Below are 20,840 nucleotides of genomic sequence, written 5' to 3' on the forward strand. Positions count from 1 at the left end.
CCATTGCGTTGCCTGGTCTGACGCCATCGCGGGCAAGCCCGCTCCCACAGGGATTGAGGTGTTAGATGTTCTGGCGATCGCCTTTCGGATCGAAAAACACCGAAGAAACGATTTCCGCCTCGATCACGCTGCCGTCCGCCAGCGGTGCGAACACCCGCTCGCCCAGACGCTTCAGACCGCCCTTCACCACGCCCATGGCAAACGAATAACCGAGGGAGTTGTGCGCGTAGCTGGAGGTCACATGGCCGACCATGGTCATCGGGATCGACTGCTTGGTGTTGAACACCAGCTGTGCGCCCTCAGGCAGCCATACGTTCGGATCGACCGGTTTCAGGCCAACCAGTTGCTTGCGCTGGTCACGCACGCAGTCTTCACGGTTCATGCCGCGCTGGCCGATCCACGAGAACGGTTTGGTGCGACCGACACACCAGCCCATGTTCAAGTCGTCCGGGGTCATCGAGCCGTCCGTGTCCTGGCCGACGATGATGAAGCCCTTCTCCGCCCGCAGAACGTGCATGGTTTCTGTGCCGTACGGGGTCAGGTTGTACTGCTTGCCGGCCTCGACGATTTTCTCCAGCACGCCCATCGCATAGTCGGCCTGGACGTTGACTTCGTACGACAGCTCACCGGTGAACGAGATACGGAACACACGCGCCGGCACACCGCCGACCAGACCTTCTTTCCAGGTCATGAACGGGAACGCTTCGTTGGCCAGGTCGATGTCGGTCACTGCGCTGAGCAGCTTGCGGCTGTTCGGGCCGGACAGGGTCATGGTCGCCCAGTGGTCGGTGACGGAGGTGAAGTACACCTTCATCTCTGGCCATTCGGTCTGGTGGTACAGCTCCAGCCATTGCAGTACACGAGCCGCACCGCCGGTGGTGGTGGTCATGACGAAATGGTTGTCGGCCAGACACGCCGTCACACCGTCGTCGAAGACCATGCCGTCTTCCTTGCACATCAGGCCGTAACGAGCCTTGCCCACGTCGAGCTTGGTCCAGGCGTTGGTGTACACGCGGTTGAGGAACTCACGGGCGTCCGGGCCCTGGATGTCGATCTTGCCCAGGGTCGAAGCGTCCAGCAGACCGACGCTGTCGCGCACAGCCTTGCATTCGCGTTTGACGGCGGCATGCAGGTCTTCGCCGTTTTTCGGGAAATACCACGGACGTTTCCACTGACCGACGTCTTCGAACTCGGCGCCGTTTTTCAGGTGCCATTGATGCAGTGCGGTGTAACGCACAGGTTCGAAGATGTGCCCACAGTGACGACCGGCAACCGCACCGAACGTTACCGGCGTGTAATTCGGACGGAACATCGTGGTGCCCATCTGCGGAATGGTCACGTTCAGCGAACGGGCGGCGATGGCCAGACCGTTGACGTTGCCGAGCTTGCCCTGATCGGTGCCGAAGCCCAGCGCAGTGTAGCGTTTGACGTGCTCGACCGACTCGAAACCTTCGCGGGTCGCCAGTTCGATGGCGGCGGCGGTCACGTCGTTCTGCAGGTCGACGAATTGCTTCGGCGCCCGTGCGGTGGCTTTTTCGTGAGGCACCTGGAACAGCGCCAGGGTCGGCTCTTCGTGACGGCTCAAGGCTTTCGGCAACACGCCTTCAACGGTCTGGAACCCGGCTTCGGACGCAGCGCGCACGCCGCCCTCAAAACCGTCGGCCAGCGAATCGCCGAGACCGTAGACGCCGTTGATGCCACCGACGCACACGCGTTTCTGCGGTGCCTCGCCCGGTACGAAACCGAGAATGTCTTCGCGCCAGATCGGCTTGCCGCCAAGGTGCGACGCCAGGTGAACCACCGGGCTGTAACCGCCGGAGCTGGCGATCAGGTCGCAGTCGAGCCATTCGCCCGGGCTGGTGACCTTGTGGCCTTTGACATCGATCGCCGCCACGCGGGCAGCGGTAACGTGCTTGCTGCCACGGGCCTCGATCACGGCGCTGCCGGTGAGGATGCGAATGCCTTTGGCGCGAGCCTCTTCCACCAGCGCACCGCGCGGGTTGCTGCGGGCGTCGGCAATGGCCACCACTTGCAGGCTGGCATCGAGCCAATCCAGTGCCACGCGATAGGCGTGATCGTTGTTGGTCGACAGCACCAGTTTTTTGCCCGGTGCCACGCCATAACGGCGCACATAAGTCGACACAGCGCCGGCGAGCATGTTGCCCGGCACGTCGTTGTTGCCGTAGACCAGCGGACGCTCATGAGCGCCGGTCGCCAGCACCACACGCTTGGCGCGGACGCGGTGGATGCGCTGACGCACCTGACCGATTGGCGCGCGGTCGCCGAGGTGATCGGTGAGGCGTTCGTGAATGGTCAGGAAGTTGTGGTCGTGGTAACCGTTGACCGTAGCGCGCGGCAATATCAGCACGTCCGGGGTGTTCTTCAATTCGGCAACAACACTGGCGACCCACTCCACCGCAGGCTTGCCGTCGAGGCTTTCGCGGGAATCGAGCAGGCTGCCGCCGAACTCTTCCTGTTCATCGGCGATGATCACCCGGGCACCGCTGCGCGCAGCGGCCAGGGCAGCGGCCAGACCGGCAGGGCCAGCACCGACGATCAGTACGTCGCAGTGCTGGTTCATGTAGTCGTAGGTGTCCGGATCGTTCTCGGTCGGCGAGCGGCCAAGACCGGCGGCCTTACGAATGTACTTCTCGTAAGTCATCCAGAACGATTGCGGGTACATGAAGGTTTTGTAGTAGAAACCCGGCGGCATCAGCTTGCCGCCGACCTTGCCGAGAATCCCCATCATGTCGTTGTTGACGCTCGGCCAGCCGTTGGTGCTGGTGGCGACCAGGCCCTGGTACAACGCCTGTTGCGTGGCGCGCACGTTGGGAATCTGGGTGGCTTCGGTAGCACCGATCTGCAGCACCGCATTCGGCTCTTCCGCACCGGCGGCGAAGATGCCGCGTGGACGCGAATACTTGAAGCTGCGGCCAATGATGTCGACGCCGTTGGCCAGCAGTGCAGCGGCCAGCGAATCGCCTTCAAAACCTTTGTAGACCTGGCCGTTGAAGGTGAAGCTCAGCACTTTGTTGCGGTCGATCCGTCCACCGTTGGACAGGCGATTGGTCTGGCTCATACCTTCTCTCCCAGCGCCGTCGTGGCTGTTTTTGCAACATCAGCCTTGTCGGTGAATTGCGGCTTGGTGCCGATCTTGTAGGTTTCGAGAATCTCGTAGGTCACGGTGTCGCGGGTGACGTTGAAGTACTGGCGGCAGCCGGCGACGTGATCCCACAACTCGTGGTGCAGACCGCGCGGGTTGTCGCGGAAGAACATGTAGTCGCCCCACTCTTCATCAGTGCAGGCGCCTGGGTCCAGCGGGCGCGGGATGTGCGCCTGGCCGGATGCGTGGAATTCCTCTTCGGAGCGCAGTTCGCCGCAGTGAGGACAGAAGATATGCAACATGGGATTTCTCCTGTTAGTGGGCGACAGCCGCAGCGCCGTGTTCGTCGATCAACGCACCGTTGTGGAAACGGTCGATGGAGAAAGGTGCAGCCAACGGGTGCATTTCACCCTTGGCCAGGCTTGCGGCAAACACGTTGCCCGAGCCAGGTGTCGCCTTGAAGCCGCCGGTGCCCCAACCGCAGTTGAAGAACATGTTCGGCACCGGGGTTTTCGAAATGATCGGGCAGGCGTCCGGCGTGGTGTCGACGATGCCGCCCCACTGACGGTTCATGCGCACCCGCGACAGCACCGGGAACATCTCGACGATGGCCTGGATGGTGTGCTCGATCACCGGGTACGAACCGCGCTGGCCGTAGCCGTTGTAGCCGTCGATACCGGCGCCGATCACCAGGTCGCCCTTGTCGGACTGGCTGATGTAACCGTGCACGGCGTTGGACATGATCACGCTGTCGATGATCGGTTTGATCGGCTCGGACACCAGCGCCTGCAACGGGTGGGATTCGATCGGCAGACGGAAACCGGCGAGCTTGGCCATGTGCCCGGAGTTACCGGCAGTCACCACGCCGACGCGTTTGGCGCCGATGAAGCCCTTGTTGGTTTCAACACCGATGCACACACCGTTTTCCTTGCGGAAACCGATCACTTCGGTCTGCTGGATCAGGTCCACACCGAGTGCGTCGGCGGCACGGGCAAAGCCCCAGGCCACGGCATCGTGACGGGCCACGCCGCCGCGACGCTGAACGGTTGCGCCCATTACCGGGTAGCGGGTGTTTTTCGAGCAGTCGAGGTACGGAATTTCGTCCGCGACTTGCTTGGCGTTGAGCAGTTCGCCATCGACGCCGTTGAGGCGGTTGGCGCTGACCCGACGTTCGGAATCACGGATGTCCTGCAGGGTGTGACACAGGTTGTAGACGCCGCGCTGGGAGAACATCACGTTGTAGTTCAGGTCCTGGGACAGGCCTTCCCACAGTTTCATCGCGTGTTCGTACAGATGCGCCGACTCGTCCCACAGGTAGTTGGAGCGAACGATGGTGGTGTTGCGCGCGGTGTTACCGCCGCCCAGCCAGCCCTTCTCGACCACGGCCACGTTGGTGATGCCGTGCTCTTTCGCCAGATAGTAGGCCGTCGCCAGACCGTGCCCGCCGCCGCCGACGATGACCACGTCGTAGACCTTTTTCGGGGTCGGCGTGCGCCACATGCGCTGCCAGTTTTCGTGGTGGCTGAGGGAGTGTTTGAAGAGGCCGAAGCCCGAATAGCGTTGCATAGTCATGTACTCCAGAACGCTCAGCGATAAACCGGGAAGTCAGCGCACAGGGCCGAAACCTGCTGGGCGACATTGGCCTCGACATCGGCGTCGCCGAGGTTGTCGAGGATGTCGCAGATCCAGCCGGCCAGCGTCACGCACTGGGTCACCTTGAAGCCGCGCGTGGTCACCGCCGGGGTGCCGATGCGCAGGCCGGAGGTGACGAACGGCGACTGCGGGTCGTTCGGTACGGCGTTCTTGTTGACGGTGATGTGAGCGCGACCGAGGGCGGCGTCCGCGTCTTTACCGGTGAGGCCCTGACGGATCAGGCTGACCAGGAACAGGTGGTTGTCGGTGCCGCCGGACACTACATCGTAGCCACGTTTGATAAATACGCTCGCCATCGCCTGGGCGTTGTCGATCACTTGTTGCTGATAGGCCTTGAAGCCAGGCTCCAGCGCTTCCTTGAAGCACACGGCTTTACCGGCGATGACGTGCATCAGCGGGCCGCCCTGGGCGCCGGGGAATACCGCCGCGTTGAGCTTCTTCTCGATCTCTTCGTTGGACTTGGCCAGGATCAGGCCGCCACGCGGACCGCGCAGGGTCTTGTGGGTGGTGGTGGTGACCACGTCGGCGTACGGCAGCGGGTTCGGATACAGACCGGCAGCCACCAGACCGGCGACGTGGGCCATGTCGACGAACAACAGCGCACCGACCTTGTCGGCGATCTGACGGAAGCGCGGGAAGTCGAGGGTTTTCGAGTAGGCCGAGAAACCGGCAACGATCATTTTCGGTTTGTGCTCGACGGCCAGACGCTCGACTTCGTCGTAATCGATCAGGCCGGTCTTGGTGTCGATGCCGTACTGCACGGCGTTGTAGAGCTTGCCCGAAGACGAGACCTTGGCGCCGTGGGTCAGGTGGCCGCCGTGCGCCAGGCTCATGCCGAGGATGGTGTCGCCCGGCAGGATCAGCGCCAGGTACACGGCGCTGTTGGCCGAGGAACCGGAGTGCGGCTGGACGTTGGCGTAATCGGCGCCGAACAGTTGCTTGGCGCGTTCGATGGCAAGCGCTTCGACCTTGTCGACGTGCTCGCAGCCACCGTAGTAGCGCTTGCCCGGATAACCTTCGGCGTACTTGTTGGTCAGGCCGCTGCCCTGAGCTTCCATGACGCGCTTGCTGGTGTAGTTCTCCGACGCGATCAGCTCGATGTGATCTTCCTGACGTTGCTCCTCGGCATTCATCGCCGCCAGCAGTGCATCGTCGTAACCCTGGATCTGGTCTTGCTTGCTGAACATCGCGTCTCTCCCAGCGGCATCTGTGCGCCATTCGTCTCGGTAAGGCACGGCGTTTCGGCAGTGCCCTTTGATGCGATGGTATGGCCGGCGCAGGGAGGTCAAATGCCTACGGACGCCACGCAAAGGTGCGTTTACGACATAGACGTAAATGGCTTTGCCAGACTCCATCTCGGAAACACTGGAGAACCTTGTGGGAGCTGGCTTGCCAGCTATGGCGGTGGCACATCCGGCATTGATAGCGGCTGACCCACTGCTATCGCTAGCAAGCCAGCTCCCACAGGGTTATGTGAAGAGTTGGCGGACGGCGAGCAACAGCAGGAAATGTGCGGGATAGAGAGCGTAGGCCCAGCGTTGCATCGGAGGTGGCTGAAAATGTCGCGCATGTCGCAACAGGAACATTCCGAGCAGTGGCGCAATCAGGCAGGTCGCAATGCCGAAGATGGCGACCCGATTGCCGAACTGCGCGGATTCGTAGAGCACCGACCATTGATTCGCCGCCAGACACAACAGCCCCGGCAGCAGGCTGAAATACCAGGGCTTGCGAAACACCAGCAACATCGCCAGCGGCAGCAGGACGCCGAACAGACCGAACATCAGTCGCTGCGCAAACAACGCCGCTATCAGCAGGGCTCCGACGGCCAGCAGTCGCGAAATCAGCGCTCGATCCTGCCAGCCCCGCGCCACCAACAAGCCCAGCGCCAGCGTGGGCATCACGTTCAAGGTGTCAGGATCGGGAATGTACAAACGGTAGGGAATCTCGCTGATAAGACTGAACAGCAGCAACCAGCCCAGATAGCGCCATTCGGTCTTGCGCGCCCCGTCACGCGCCAGATTCGCCGCCATCGCCAGGCAGAACCACGGGAACGCCAACCGCCCCGGCACATACAGCCAATCGGCGCTGATCCCGACATATCGCAGGTGATCGAGCAGCATGCTCAGCAGCGCCAGCCACTTGAGCAGATCGAGTGCGCCGTCGCGCCGGCTCAGGTGCATAATCGGCTCGCATCCCTGTAATGTTCTGTCAGCGACATCCCGTGTGCTCCCCGGATGATCTTCGGTAAAGTGCGCACCATCATTGACCCCACGAAGCGCCACAAGCGCCTCGATCACGGAAGCCGGCCATGACCGACAAGAGCCAACAATTCGCCAGCGACAACTACTCCGGTATCTGCCCTGAAGCCTGGGCTGCCATGGAACAGGCCAACCACGGACACCAGCGCGCCTATGGCGACGATGAGTGGACAGCACGCGCCTCCGATTATTTCCGCAAGCTGTTCGAGAACGACTGCGAAGTGTTCTTCGCCTTCAACGGCACCGCCGCCAACTCGCTGGCCCTGTCGTCGCTGTGCCAGAGTTATCACAGCGTGATCTGCTCGGAAACCGCCCACGTCGAAACCGACGAATGCGGCGCCCCGGAGTTCTTCTCCAACGGCTCGAAACTGCTGATCGCCGGCACTGAAAACGGCAAGATCACCCCGGCCTCGATCCGCGAGGTCGCCCTCAAGCGCCAGGACATTCACTACCCGAAACCACGCGTCGTGACCCTGACCCAGGCCACCGAAGTCGGCAGCGTCTACACACCGGAAGAAGTCCGCGCCATCAGCGACACCTGCAAGGAACTGGGCCTGAACCTGCACATGGACGGCGCGCGTTTTTCCAACGCCTGCGCGTTCCTCGGCTGCTCGCCGGCGGACCTGACCTGGAAGGCCGGCGTCGACGTGCTGTGCTTCGGCGGCACGAAAAACGGCATGGCGGTGGGTGAAGCGATCCTGTTCTTCAACCACAAACTGGCCGAAGACTTCGACTACCGCTGCAAACAGGCCGGGCAACTGGCCTCGAAAATGCGCTTCCTGTCGGCGCCGTGGGTCGGCATCCTGGAGAACGACGCCTGGCTCAAATACGCCCGCCACGCCAACCATTGCGCGCAACTGCTGGCCGAACTGGTCAGCGACATTCCGGGCGTGGAACTGATGTTCCCGGTCCAGGCCAACGGCGTGTTCCTGCAACTCTCGGAACCTGCGATTGCCGCGCTGACAGCCAAAAACTGGCGCTTCTACACCTTCATCGGCAAGGGCGGCGCCCGCTTCATGTGCTCGTGGGACACCGAGGAAGAGCGCGTGCGTGAACTGGCGCGCGACATCCGCGAAGTCATGTCGGCCTGATCCCCTCCCTGTGGCGCGGGAGCCTGCTCCCCGCCACCGCTCACCTCTCCTTCCCGCTTCAGCTCCATCGTCTACATTGTTTGTCGAGCCATCGCTCACATAACAATAAGCAGGAGCATCCGCATGTCGCTAAAAGGCAAAACCTTGTTCATCACTGGCGCCAGCCGTGGCATCGGGCGCGAGATTGCGCTGCGGGCTGCGCGGGACGGGGCCAATATCGTGATTGCCGCCAAGAGCGCCGAGCCGCACGCCAAGTTGCCCGGCACCATCCACAGCGTCGCCGCTGAAGTCAAAGCGGCCGGCGGCAAAGCCCTGGCCCTGCAACTGGATGTGCGCGAGGAAGAGGCCGTGCGCCAGGCACTGGCCCAGGCCAACGAACATTTCGGCGCTATCGATGCACTGGTGAACAACGCCGGGGCGATCAAACTGACCGGTGTGCAACACGTCGAACTCAAGCGTTTCGACCTGATGCACCAGATCAACACCCGTGCGGTGTTGCTGTGCAGCCAGGCGGCCCTGCCCTATCTGAAGAAATCCTCCGGGCACATTCTCAACCTGTCACCGCCGCTGAATCTGGCCAGCAAATGGTTCGCGCAATACAGCCCCTACACCGTGACCAAGTACGGCATGAGCATGCTGACTGTCGGGATGAGCGAAGAATTTGCCAACTACGGCATCAGCGTCAATTCGCTGTGGCCGCAGACCATGATTGCCACGGCGGCGATTGAATTTCAGTTGGGCAACCGCGAGTCGTTCAAGCATGCGCGCACGCCACAGATCATGGCGGATGCGGCACATGTGATTCTGGGCAGCAGCGCGCGGCGGATTACCGGACGGTTGTTGATTGATGAGGAGATATTGCGGGAGAGCGGTGTGACCGAGTTCGATCATTACCGCTTTGAACCGGGGAGTGATGCGAAGTTGATGACGGATTTGTTTGTGGATTGATCAGTGTGTCTGTGAAGTCGCCCCCCTCACCCTAACCCTCTCCCAAAGGGAGAGGGGACTGATTGGGGGATGCTTCAGAGTTACGCCGACCTGAGCCTGCTTTGCCGAATCCATAATCGACTCGATTCTTCAGGTCGATGTATCACTCAAGACACCGCTGTAGGCTCCCTCTCCCTCCGGGAGAGGGCTGGGGTGAGGGGTGAGCCTGGCGCAAGGGGCCGCCCCACCGCCGATCAATATTCGATCCGCACATCCCCCTTCGGCACACTGCAGCAAGAAAGAATATACCCCTCCGCCTCATCATCCTCAGTAATCCCGCCGTTGTGATCCATCTCCACCTCGCCACCCAGCTTGAGCACCTTGCACGTCCCGCAAATCCCCATCCCGCAGGCCTTCGGAATCATCAGCCCAACTTTCGCTGCGGCCGCATGCACGGTCTCGCCCGGCGCCACGCGAATGCTCTTGTCCGAAGAAGTGAATTCCACCAGGTGCAGATCCGCCGCCGGTACTTCCGGCGCATCGGCTGCCTGCTCGGCCTGTTCCACCGCATCGGCGCGGGCTTCCGGTGGCGTGGCGCCGAAAGACTCCTCGTGATAGCGCTTCATGTCGTAGCCGGCGTTTTCCAGCAGGCGCTTGACCGCTGTCATGTACGGCGTCGGGCCGCAACAGAACACTTCGCGCTCGAGGAAGTCCGGCACCATCAGTTCCAGCATCTTGTGGTTGAGGTAGCCGCGATAGCCGGCCCACGGCTCGCCGAGGCCATGCTTCTCGCAGATCAGGTGCAGGCTGAAGTTGTCGATCCGCGACGCCATGTGTTCCAGCTCGCGGTGATAAATGATGTCTTTCGGTGAGCGGGCGCTGTGGATGAACGTCATATCGACGTTGCCGTTGGTGTCGTAGAACCAGCGCGCCATGGACATCACCGGGGTGATGCCGACGCCGCCGCTGAGGTACAGCACTTTCGGGCTTGGGAAGTCGATGGCGTTGAACAACCCGACCGGCCCGTGCACCGCCAATTCCTGGCCTTCGTGCAGCGTGTCGTGCAGCCAGTTGGACACCTTGCCCCCCGGTACACGCTTGATGGTCACCGAAAAGCTGTACGGCACCGATGGCGAGCTGGAGATGGTGTAGGAACGCATGATCGGCTGGCCGTCGATCTCCAGCTCCAGGGTCACGAACTGCCCGGGCTTGAAGAAGAACAGGATCGGCTGGTCGGCCATGAAGCAGAAGGTGCGCACATCCCAGGTTTCCTGGATGACTTTGACGCAACGGACAATGTGTCGGCCATTGGCCCAGGTCTGAGTGGTGACCGGATTCAGGAAGCTGTTGGACATGCTTGTTCTCCACGGCCGACTGTCGGCCTTCATGTGGCGATTCTGCGTATAGCGCAGACGGCCCGTTTACCTATCCGCGACATTGACATACTTATCGCGACCAGCCCCCAACCACCGGGGGTTGCGCGTCGGGAACAGATTGCACCATGTCGCCCATGGATAAGGTTCCGGGCAGCGGCGGCCCCACACTCGCCTCCACACCAAACAGATTCTTTACACCTTGCGTAGCAACCCTGATCAGCCACTTTCGCGGCCACGCAGATGGCCTTGAGGAATTCATCGATGGACACCGCAAAAATCAGCCTGGGCGACCCGCTGGAACCCGCACGCAAGGCCACCGCACAAATGCTGCAAGAGCGCGAGCGCACCTTCTCGCTGCCGCAACCGTTCTACAGTGACGAGCGTCTGTTCGATATCGACATGCAGGAGATCTTCCAGAAAGAGTGGTTGATCGCCGGCATGACCTGCGAGATCCCGACCAAGGGCAACTATCTGACGCTGCAGATCGGCAAGAACCCGATCATCGTGATCCGCGGCGCCGAAGGCGTGGTGCACGCGTTCCACAACGTCTGCCGCCACCGTGGCTCGCGCCTGTGCACCAGCGACAAGGGCAAGGTCGCCAAACTGGTCTGCCACTACCACCAGTGGACGTATGAGCTGGACGGTCGCCTGCTGTTCGCCGGCACCGAGATGGGCGCCGACTTCGACATGAAGCAATACGGCCTCAAACCGGTGAACGTGAAGACTGCCGGCGGCTACATCTTCATCAGCCTGGCGGAGAACCCGCCGGCCATCGATGACTTCCTGTCGACGCTGAACCACTACATGGAACCGTACGACATGGAGAACACCAAGGTGGCGATTACCACCACCTTGATGGAAAAGGCCAACTGGAAACTGGTGCTGGAAAACAACCGCGAGTGCTACCACTGCAACGCGTCGCACCCGGAACTGCTGAAAACCCTGCTGGAATGGGACGACGTCACCGACCCGCGCGCCGATCAGGCGTTCAAGGACCACGTCGCCGATTCCGCTGCGGCCTGGGAGGCCGAGAAGATCCCTTACGCCCACGCCAGCTTCGGCCTACGCAACCGCATCGTGCGCATGCCGCTGCTCAAGGGCACCGTGTCGATGACCCTGGACGGCAAACAGGGCTGCGCCAAACTCATGGGCCGGATCAAGAACCCGGACCTGGGTTCGATGCGCATCCTGCACCTGCCGCACTCGTGGAACCACTGCATGGGCGACCACATCATCGTGTTCACCGTGTGGCCGATCAGCGCCCAGGAAACCATGGTCACCACCAAATGGCTGGTGCACAAGGATGCCGTCGAAGGCGTGGATTACGACGTCGAACGCATGCGCCAGGTGTGGGACGCGACCAACGATCAGGACCGTCGTCTGGCCGAAGAAAACCAGCGCGGGATCAACTCCACCGCGTACCAGCCGGGGCCGTACTCCAAGACCTATGAGTTCGGCGTGGTCAACTTCGTCGACTGGTACAGCGAGCGGTTGCTGAGCAACCTCGGGGCCGAGCCAGCACCGTATCTCAAAGGCGTCCCTGTCCAAGGCTAAAAGCATCGCTGGCAAGCCAGCTCCCACAGTTTTTATGGTGCTCACAACATTCGTGTACACCGCCGAACCCTGTGGGAGCGGGCTTGCCCGCGATGGCGTCCTTACAGCCACCGCATCATTGCGATGACCACCTCACCGATCCATCCTCCCCGATAAACTCCTCGAAAATCTCCTCCCCCACCAGCCTGATTCTCGCGTACCCGTTCAACACCCGCAGCGGATAATCCGGATCCTTCGCATCCTGCGTCTCCGAAAACAGCACCCGCGAATGCCCGTTCAGCTCGCTGGTGGTGCCATAGGGAATCGCCCCGTGCCCGGCGCAGCGCGCATGCAACCCGCCCTGGGTCGCGTAGACGATACCGTTGTGCAGGTGCCCCCAGTACCAGTAATCCGGCTCGCGCCCCAGTGCATCGCACACCGGTTGATAAAGCGCGGTCTTGTTGTGCCCGGTGATGTCGAAGCCCTGATGGTGGCTGAGCACCATGAGTTTTTTTCGCTTGGGCAGACTTTTCATCCACTCGATCTGCGGCTTGTTCAGGGTGCCGTCCATGTACAGGTTCATGACGTCGGAGGCATACGCCGTGTCCAGCCCGACAATCAGCCAGTCGTCGTTGATCAGGGCAAAGTAGCTGGTGCCCTGCTGCCCCGGAAAACGCGCGGCCAGTTCCTTGAAATAACCGTGGGCGCCGCTGTACATCTCGTGGTTGGAATTGAGCGTGAACGAGCCGTGGGTGCCCATCGGCCAGCCGGCCATGTCGGTGTCTTCCTGGGAGTGGCTGCCCGCGTAATAGACATCCCCCAAATGAATGGTGAAATCGGCATTGGCCAGTTGCATCTGGTTGGCCACCGACACCGCCGGCGCATGGCTGTTGAACGGCCCGGTGCCCCAGTCGCCGGCAATCGCCAGCGTCACTTCGCGATCCATTTGCACCAGCGCCGGATCGGTGCCGAAGGTCGCGTGATGACGCAGGTTTTCGATCCACTTGAGCAGCGCCTCGCTCCACAGCAGATCCAGCAGCTCCCACTTGCGACAACCCAGCAAAGTACCGTCCTTGAGCACCTTGGTTTGCAGTTGGTCAGGCGACTGCGGCAATGGCGTCGCGTTGCCGATACGAAGGATCGACAAACCGTGGGACAACTCCCACGGCACCGCCGGCTCGTCATCCGGCAGCTCGCCATGTTTGAGCACGTACTGCGCCTGATCGTGGCCGCGCTGGAGCAACTTGATGATGGCCTGGAACTCCTCCGGCTCGATTTCACTGATGAGTTTCATCCAGGCCATTTCCACTCGCGTGAACAGCCCGTGCAGGCGCAGTTTGACCTTGTCGTATTCATGCTTCAGATGACCGACTGCCGACATGACGTAATCCTCTCTCCGTAAGGGTTCACAGGGTTTTCATGAATTCGATCAGCGCGCGTTTGTCGTCGTCCGACAGCGTCGTGCCATACAGGTGACCGGTGTTGTGATTGCCCTCCAGGCGCGTGTCGTACTTGAAGTCCGCCGAGGCTTTCGCCTGTGCGCCGCTGGTCACGAAGCCGACGTTGACCGGGTCGTAGACATCGGAGCCGGTGACGAACACCTGCGGACGTTTTTCCGGCGGTTGCAGCAAGTCCCACAGGGTCGGCACCGAGCCGTTGTGCAGATACGGCGCGCGCAGCCAGATGCCGTCGGTGGGCGTGTTGCTGTAGCTCTGGGTCTTGCGGTAGGCGCCGAAATCGAACGGCGGTTTCTTGAAGGTGTGGAACGCCGCCACCAGCCCGACAGTGAACGAGTCCAGCCGATGCGGATCGGTACCGAGCTGATCGATGTTGGTGGTGACCTGCCCGGTGTCGGCGCGCCCGAAGTCGTGGCAACCGGCGCAATTGGTTTCCCAGACCGGTTTGCCCTGGGCGACCTTGGCCTGATCCAGCGCCCACGGCCAGGCAGGCGCCTTGTGCCCGAGCAGCCAGTTGGTGACCCGGTTGAAACTCGGTGGCAGCACCGACTCCGGCGTCGCGCCCACGGCCATCGCAGCAGCGTAGTTGCGCTCGTGGATCTTGTTGTTATTGCCGTCCCAGTGCAGGTACATCGATTCCCGGGGTTTCTGGTTCCAGACTTGCGGCAGGTCGACGGTGCCGATGGTCGAGTCATCCGGGAAGCCGAATACCACCATTTTCGTCGGGTTGAAGGTGTCGGTACGCCCCGGCCCCTGTGGCGGCCGCAGCTTCTGCCAGGCATAGGCCTGCTTCTGCTTGAGCAGCGCAGTCTTGGCCATCGGGATAATCAAATAGCGGTTGTAGAGCCGCTCGAAGAAGCCGAGCTGGAACTTGCTGTTGATCGCCGCCATCACCGCGTCGGTGGTGAATTTCGGATCGCTGGCGCAATCGTAGGCGAACCATTGGAAGGCTTGCAGCTGCAGGGTGTTGGCCGGCGCACTCGGCACATTCACCGCAACGTCGCTGGCATTCGCCCGGTAGGAACCGGTGTGACACAAAGCGCAGTTCGGCTCGACGGTCGGGTAACCGATCTGCCGCTTGGCCATGCCGATGGGCAGGTCCTTGCCGTTCTCGAACAGGAAGCCAAAGACTTCCCAGCCGCCGGGTTTCGGCATTTTCTCCGGGCACATCTGCGGCAGCACGGAGAACAGGTAATACGGAATCCGCGCTTCGATGCCCAGGCCGATGGCGGCGTATTTGTAGTGATCTTCGTCGGAGGCATATTCCTGTTCCGGCACCACGCGCAGCATCTGATACCAGGTCTCGTAGCCGATGAACCCGAGCAGCGCGACCACGACCAGCGTGCCGACCTTGAACGCGTGGCTCTGCCAATGCCGCGCCCATGCAGCCCGCCACTCGCGCCAGCCGTCACAGAGCAGGGCCAGCGGTCGATTTTCCGGGGTGGTGCCGAGGTACAGCAGGATGCCGAGGATCAGGAAAAAGCTCAGGTCGCCCATCAGCATCGGCACGAACACCGAGCCTTGGCTGCTGGTGTTGATCAGGTAGATCCAGAACGCCACGGCGATCAGCCGTGTCAGCACGCACAGCCAGGAATGCACCACGTAGCGCGGCGCGTTGAAGCCCGACGGCATGTAGAACACGCTGATGCCCACCAGCAGCATCCCGGCGTTTTCCAGCCACGGGTCGGAGAGTTGCGGCGGCAGGCCAACCACCGATGTCAGCAACCCCGGCGCGAACAGCGCCGGGATCGCGAACACCATGTTCATCGCAATGCCGAGCCAGATGAAACGTTGAAACCAGCGGATGTAGCTGTCCATGTCATCCATTTCCTTGTGCAGACCGGAGAGGTGTAGCGCCTGATACCCCGCCATCGCTGGCAAGCCAGCTCCCACAGGGTCAGAGGTGTTCACAGGATTTGTGCCTGGCACCATCCAATGTGGGAGCTGGCTTGCCAGCGATGCAGTCGACTCGGTCTGAGATCAGCCGAGGGCGGTTTTCTCCAGGTGTTCAAGGATGATCGGATACACATCGACCACCGCGTTCTTGCCGAACATGCAATCGATGTGACCGTAACCCGGCACCACATGCCGGCTATAACGCTCCGGCCCATGCTTCTCGCAAACTCGCTGATAGGTCTTGAGCGTGCTTTCCGGCAAGTAGCACTGGTTTTCGGCGCCGCTGATGAAGCAGATCGGCATGGTCAACCGGTCGAAGTGCGGCATGTACACATCGTTGCCCTTGAAATCCACCAGATGCCCTTTGCGCACGATCAGCGCCAGGTGCTCGAAGGTCTCGATATTCGACTCGCCGAACAACTCGTGCAGGTTGTCGTGCAGGGTTTCGTTGAGGGTGTCGTGGCGGTACAGCGAGGCGTACATGAAGGTGATGCGGTGGCACACCGGATTGGTGCAGTAGCCCTGGGCTTCAATCCGCGCGTAGCCGTTGAGGGCCTTGTCGTAGAGCTTGTTGAACCAGTTCTCCTTGCTATCGGCGTAGGCGGTCATGGATTTGATGCCGATCGCATCGAGCACCCCCGGCAGGTGCAGACCAGCCTTCAGGCCCGTTGCGGTCGCGACCACCGTGTCGGCGGCAATCTGCGAGCAGACCACCGAACGCACGCCCTGCAAACCGGCCAGCAACGACATGAAGAACGTGGTCGCACCGTAGCAATGCACTACACACTGCACGTCTTTCGCGCCGGTCTGCTGCTGGATCTGTGCGATGGCAGCCTTGAAGTCGTACTGGGCGATTTGATCGCCATTCCATTCCTTCTTGCTCGCCGGCAGCAGGATGCTCACCCGGAAATCCAGTAGCCAAACGTCGTAGTCGTGCTTGCAGAGAAATTCGAGCAGATTGGTCTGGATGGTGTCGGTGGAAAAGATGTTCGAGCCCACACCCAAGCCATGCACCAGCATCACCGGGCCTTTGCTGCCGGCCTGATAGCGGCTCAGGCGCAGTTCCACGCCATCCTCGGTGGGGAAGAAATGCACATCCGGCGTCGGCGCATCCAGCGGCCGCTTCAAGCGTGGCGGTGCGTCGGGGTTGAAGTACTTATCACCAGCGAATACCCCGCCGTAGCTTTCCCAGAGAATTCCGGCGAAGAACTTGCCGAACCGCGCCAGCCCTTCAATGCGCTCGCGCTCGTTGCGCGCATTGAGGACTTTCATGGTGGTCATCTGCTTGGCGAAATCGGCCGGTTTGATGTGCATCACCCCGGAACCGATCACCTCGCCGGTTTTGTCCGGTCCACGGTAGAGCGTCACGTAAAGGGTGCTGGTGTCGTGCCAGATATTCAGCACGCCGTTGTCTTCCGGCACGGTTTTGAACGCACTGAAGAAATAGTCGTGGCCGTCCTCGGCGGTCAGCTTCATGTCGTATTTCATGTGACGAGTGTCGACCTGCTGCTCGAATTGCTCGAACAGGTTGAACACGCCGTTGCTGGCGGTCAGCGGTTCTGGCGACAGCGCCGGGGCGCTCACCGTACCGACGATGGTCGCCGCATGTTCCGGCTCCTTGATCATCCGGTTGAGGTCGTTGGCGGTGATGGTCAGGGTGAAGTCGATCGGCGAATTATCCGCCTCGCCACGTTTGGCCGCCGCTTCGTAGACCTTGAGGTCGGTGCTCTGCGCGGCGGTGAAAGCCCGGGAAAAATAGCCCTTCATGGTCTCGGTGAACTGCACGCCAAGCGTCGGCGGCGCGGTCTGTTTACGCGGTGCCGACGGCAGCGTGTAGTCGATCTTCCAGCCCCGGTCAGCGGCCAGCAGGCCCATGTTGCGTTCGCTCACGGCGGAGATGGTCAGCAGCGGGTTGACCGCCAATGACGTCGGGATCACCGCGCCGTCAGTCACGTACAGGTTGGCGTAGACATCGGTGCCACTGGCACCACTGAACACCTGGCCCTTGTGGTTGACCACGCCTTGCGCGGCGTCTTCGCCCATCACGCAACCGCCCAATGGATGCACCGAGACGATGCTGTGCTTGAGCAACTTGGTCCAGATCGGATTCTCGACCCAGATCCCGCCCAATGCCTGGGTGCTCTGGTGCAGGCGTTCGTTGCCGATCTTGAAGTTTTCCTGTTCGCCAACGCCCGGCCAGTCGATGCGCAGCTGATCCTTGTTATCGAGGACCATGCGCCCCTGACCGCTGTCGTGGCTCATGATCAAGTAGGTCTGCATGTTGTGCAGCGCGCCGTAGTACGGGCCGCGCAGGAAGCTTTCGGCCTCGCGCTCCTTGTACTTCACTTTGCCGCTGAAACTGTTGTCGGTGGCCACGCCGATCATCTCGGCGAACCCGGCCATTGCCGGCACCATCGGCCGGCCCAGAGCACCGGGAATCGAACCTTCCTCGATGACCATGCGGCTGCGCCAGTCGCCTTCGGTGCGCATATCGATGATCGAGGTGATGCACGGGCCGACGGGTTTCATTTCCTTGGCCGAATGCGCGCCGAACCCGATGCCGTTGATGGTTTGTTCGCAGTTGTGGCCGAAACCAAGGATGTCACCGTTGCCGCTCATGTTCTCGCCGAGTTGGCCGGACATCGCCAGCCCCTTGTCCCGCGAGCGCAACAAAATCTCGGTGGAACCGAGGGTGCCGGCGGACACCACGACGATGTCGGCCTTCACGAACAGCGTCGGCGCGTCGAACTTCTCGCGACCGCTGTCCAGGTACTGAAAGTGCACGATCCAGCCATCGCCATCGCGCTCCAGATGCCGTACCTGGGCCTGGCAGATGATCTCGGCGCCATGGTTGCAGGCGTCCGGCAGGTAGTTCATCAGCGTGGTGTTCTTGGCCTTGTTGTTACAGCCCGAAACGCAGTCGCCGCAGTGATTGCACGGCAGTTGCTCGACACCGACGTGGTTAAGGTTGTTCGGCAGTTTGTCGAAGGTCACGTTGATCGGCGGCGTGTAGAAGTGCGCGCCTTGTTTGAGGAAATCCGCGGATTTTTTGTTGGCGTCGAGCTTGGGCAAATTCGGCGCGGTACTCGGGTAAGGATTGGGTTTGAGCATTTCCCGGGCGCGGGCGTAACCCTCCTTGAGCAGGGTGTCGCGGTGTTCGCGCACTTCCTGCGGCCAGCGCGGGTCGTCGAAGACGCCGGGCTCGGGTTCCAGCGAAACGTTGGCATTGATCAGCGACGTGCCACCGAGGCCACAGCCAACCACCACGTTCTGCTGCGCGTTGACGTGCAGATCGAACAACCCGGTACGCGAGCCGATGTGGCCGTCCGGGTCGTTTACCTGCAACTCCTCGGTCGCGGCGATCATGGTGTTGGGGTATTCGCCAGGCTGGATTTCCCGACCGCGCTCCAGCAAACACACCTTTTTACCGGCCCGGGACAGGCGCGACGCGGCAATGCCGCCGCCATACCCGGAGCCGATGACGATCACGTCGTAGTGTTCCTTGATGTCGCTGATGGGCGTTGCGATCCGTGTCATGAGGTGGTTCCTCTCTCAGGCAGATGGGGCAACTCTGCGGTTGCCTGCTATCAATGGGCGAACGGGCACCTGGCCCCCGGTTTCGGCGGCAGTACAGCGGTGTGGGCGATATCGACTCGCTAAAGGCGGGCGTGCTGATTGGCGGTGCGACGCAAGGTGCGCTTGCGCGGTATCGGGGCTGAAAACGCGCGGAGCGTGCGGGGATTGAGGGGTGAGCGATGTGGCTGGGTATCCATCACGCGTTCTCCCTGAACCAGATGTGGATAAGTGACGGCGGTCCTTGTGCCATTGGAGTGAAGACAGCGGCCGGATTGAAGTCAAGGCAGCGCTTTAGAACTGTATGAAATCTGACCAATTGCCATTTGGACTATAACCGGCGGGGCTTGCAGGGTTTGGCGAACAAGTTATCCACATAGCCACCCACAGCAAATGGGGACAACTGTGGATGACGTGGAAAAATAGTCGGGGTTTTGTGAAGAAAAACCGTGACTTATCCAGAAGAAGGGTTTCTTGCGGCAATTGGCTGTTTTTTGATCACAACTCTGTAGATCACGTACGACGTGGCTTGCAGAGGATGGCGAACACCTTATCCACAGAAGCGCCAACAGAGTTCGGGGGTAACTTGGCGGGTGCTGTGGAAAAGCGCTGGAGGCCTTGATAAATCTTGGTTTGCGGGGGAATCGGTATGTTAAAAGGCTGAAATGATCGTTTTTTGATCAAGTTCTCGTAAGCCATGTTTTATATGGCTTGTAGCGGATAGCGAACATCTTATCCACAGAAGCGCCAACAGAGATTGGGGGCAAGTTGGGGAGTTGTCCTGGGGAAAAACTCAGGAAAAACCGCGAGTTAGGCTGGTTGTTTTTTGATCTTAGGGCTGGAGGGCTTGACTGGCGTGGGGTTCAGGGATGGGCGAACACGTTATCCACAGATCCGCCAACAGGGATTGTGGGTAATTAACGAATTGGGAATGGCTAACGATCGCTGCCCTCACCCCAGCCCTCTCCCGGAGGGAGAGGGGGCCGATCGAGTTGCCTAACCAAGCTACATCGACCTGAACGATCACAGTGACCTCTGATTTGATCAAACTACGGTAAGGCAAAGTGATTGATGCTTGGCGAACCAAGTTCACCGCTGAAGTCGCAGGTCGATGTAAACAGCCAGTTCAACTCGGTCAGTCCCCTCTCCCTTTGGGCGGTCCGACGTTTCGGGAGGGCTAGGGTGAGGGGGCTTTGGCTCTCAGCGGACAACGCCTTCTTCGATCAGCAGCTTGAGAATGGCTTCAGCACCAGCCTGTGCAGTGACACCTTTAAGTACCTGCCCCCCACCCCCACTAGCCTTCGCCGTAGCCGCCTTCATCCGGTCCGCCCCGCTCTTGGCCTTGATCACCTTCAACCGTTTCGGCCGTGGCTTGGCTGGTTGCAAGGTCGACACCGCAAGCAATTCGTCATCCACCACTACCACGTCTTCAGCCTGCAAAACCCCACGTCGCGCCGGGCCGTAAGCACTCTGCCGAGGCTTGGGCGCAGCGTTATCTACAGTTGCAAGAAACGGAAGGCGCACCTTCAACCGACGGCGCTGCCCGCGAGGCAACGCTTGCAGCACCAGCGCCGAGCCGTCGCTGATCGATTCGACCTGGGCCAGACCCACCACCAGCGGCCAGCCCAGCCCTTCGGCCAGCAGGAACGGCAGCATCCCCGAGCCTTCGCCGGTTTCCGCCTGGCTGCCGGTCAACACGACTTGGGCGCCGGCATCACGCAGATAGTCGGTCAACGCCGGCAACGCATCGGCACCGGCGGGTTGTTCCAGCACATGCATCTGTGTAAGCCCCATGCCCAGGTAGGCGCGCAGCGCCGGTTCGCCAATGTCGCCGGCATGCAGCACTTGCAGGTTATCCCCCGCCAGTTGCAGGCCCAGTTCGACAGCGCGTGCATCCTGTTCGGCGCGACGCGGCCGGCCCGAGGTCGGGTGGGCGCCGATTGAAACCAGACTGATGATCTTTGTGCTCATAA

General features: G+C 61.2%; 13 protein-coding genes. 3 read left to right on the forward strand and 10 right to left on the reverse strand.

Features of this window, described 5'->3' with window-relative positions; genetic code table 11:
• Positions 1 to 61 precede the first annotated feature (61 nt).
• From JJN09_RS20685 to JJN09_RS20705, 5 genes are all read right to left on the reverse strand, one after another.
• The gene (locus tag JJN09_RS20685; RefSeq protein WP_249483408.1) at positions 62 to 3,079 is read right to left on the reverse strand and encodes a sarcosine oxidase subunit alpha; all 3,018 of its coding nucleotides are present in this window, start codon (positions 3,077 to 3,079) and stop codon (positions 62 to 64) included.
• Entirely contained in the window at positions 3,076 to 3,405 is a 330-nt protein-coding gene (locus tag JJN09_RS20690; protein WP_249483409.1) for a sarcosine oxidase subunit delta, read from the reverse strand. Before JJN09_RS20690 ends, JJN09_RS20685 begins: the two co-directional genes overlap by 4 nt.
• Before the next feature lie 13 nt (positions 3,406 to 3,418).
• Complete coding sequence (locus JJN09_RS20695; protein ID WP_003206307.1) at positions 3,419 to 4,669, reverse strand: sarcosine oxidase subunit beta; 1,251 nt, start codon at positions 4,667 to 4,669, stop codon at positions 3,419 to 3,421.
• Positions 4,670 to 4,689: 20 nt separating this feature from the next.
• Complete coding sequence (locus tag JJN09_RS20700; RefSeq protein WP_249483411.1) at positions 4,690 to 5,943, reverse strand: serine hydroxymethyltransferase; 1,254 nt, start codon at positions 5,941 to 5,943, stop codon at positions 4,690 to 4,692.
• Between the two features lie 282 nt (positions 5,944 to 6,225).
• The gene (locus JJN09_RS20705) at positions 6,226 to 6,936 is read right to left on the reverse strand and encodes a TraX family protein (RefSeq protein ID WP_249483412.1); all 711 of its coding nucleotides are present in this window, start codon (positions 6,934 to 6,936) and stop codon (positions 6,226 to 6,228) included.
• Between the two features lie 128 nt (positions 6,937 to 7,064).
• Here JJN09_RS20705 and JJN09_RS20710 point away from each other — a divergent pair, with 128 nt between their 5' ends.
• Together JJN09_RS20710 and JJN09_RS20715 are read left to right on the forward strand one after the other, a co-directional pair.
• Entirely contained in the window at positions 7,065 to 8,105 is a 1,041-nt protein-coding gene (locus JJN09_RS20710) for a low specificity L-threonine aldolase (protein WP_249483414.1), read from the forward strand.
• 123 nt (positions 8,106 to 8,228) lie between these two features.
• A complete protein-coding gene (locus tag JJN09_RS20715) occupies positions 8,229 to 9,053 on the forward strand; it encodes an NAD(P)-dependent oxidoreductase (RefSeq protein WP_249483416.1) in 825 nt (274 codons plus the stop codon).
• Positions 9,054 to 9,286: 233 nt separating this feature from the next.
• On the opposite strand, the gene gbcB is transcribed toward JJN09_RS20715, so the two are convergent.
• Complete coding sequence (gene gbcB / locus JJN09_RS20720) at positions 9,287 to 10,387, reverse strand: glycine-betaine demethylase subunit GbcB (protein ID WP_249483418.1); 1,101 nt, start codon at positions 10,385 to 10,387, stop codon at positions 9,287 to 9,289.
• Positions 10,388 to 10,669: 282 nt separating this feature from the next.
• Here gbcB and gbcA point away from each other — a divergent pair, with 282 nt between their 5' ends.
• Positions 10,670 to 11,962, forward strand: a complete 1,293-nt coding sequence (gbcA, locus tag JJN09_RS20725) for a glycine-betaine demethylase subunit GbcA (protein ID WP_249483419.1) — start codon at positions 10,670 to 10,672, stop codon at positions 11,960 to 11,962.
• 115 nt (positions 11,963 to 12,077) lie between these two features.
• Here gbcA and JJN09_RS20730 read toward each other — a convergent pair whose 3' ends face one another.
• From JJN09_RS20730 to JJN09_RS20745, 4 genes are all read right to left on the reverse strand, one after another.
• Positions 12,078 to 13,322, reverse strand: coding sequence for a metallophosphoesterase (locus JJN09_RS20730; protein ID WP_249483421.1), 1,245 nt, complete (start codon positions 13,320 to 13,322; stop codon positions 12,078 to 12,080).
• Between the two features lie 25 nt (positions 13,323 to 13,347).
• Positions 13,348 to 15,216, reverse strand: coding sequence for a hypothetical protein (locus JJN09_RS20735; RefSeq protein WP_249490834.1), 1,869 nt, complete (start codon positions 15,214 to 15,216; stop codon positions 13,348 to 13,350).
• 162 nt (positions 15,217 to 15,378) lie between these two features.
• Positions 15,379 to 18,831 carry an alpha/beta fold hydrolase gene (locus JJN09_RS20740; RefSeq protein ID WP_249483422.1) on the reverse strand — a complete coding sequence of 1,151 codons (3,453 nt, stop codon included), beginning with the start codon at positions 18,829 to 18,831 and terminating at the stop codon, positions 15,379 to 15,381.
• A gap of 1,236 nt (positions 18,832 to 20,067) precedes the next feature.
• Positions 20,068 to 20,838, reverse strand: coding sequence for an electron transfer flavoprotein subunit beta (locus tag JJN09_RS20745; RefSeq protein WP_249483423.1), 771 nt, complete (start codon positions 20,836 to 20,838; stop codon positions 20,068 to 20,070).
• Between the last annotated feature and the right edge of the window lie 2 nt (positions 20,839 to 20,840).

It is taken from the genome of Pseudomonas sp. HS6, assembly GCF_023375815.1.
Lineage (GTDB): Bacteria > Pseudomonadota > Gammaproteobacteria > Pseudomonadales > Pseudomonadaceae > Aquipseudomonas.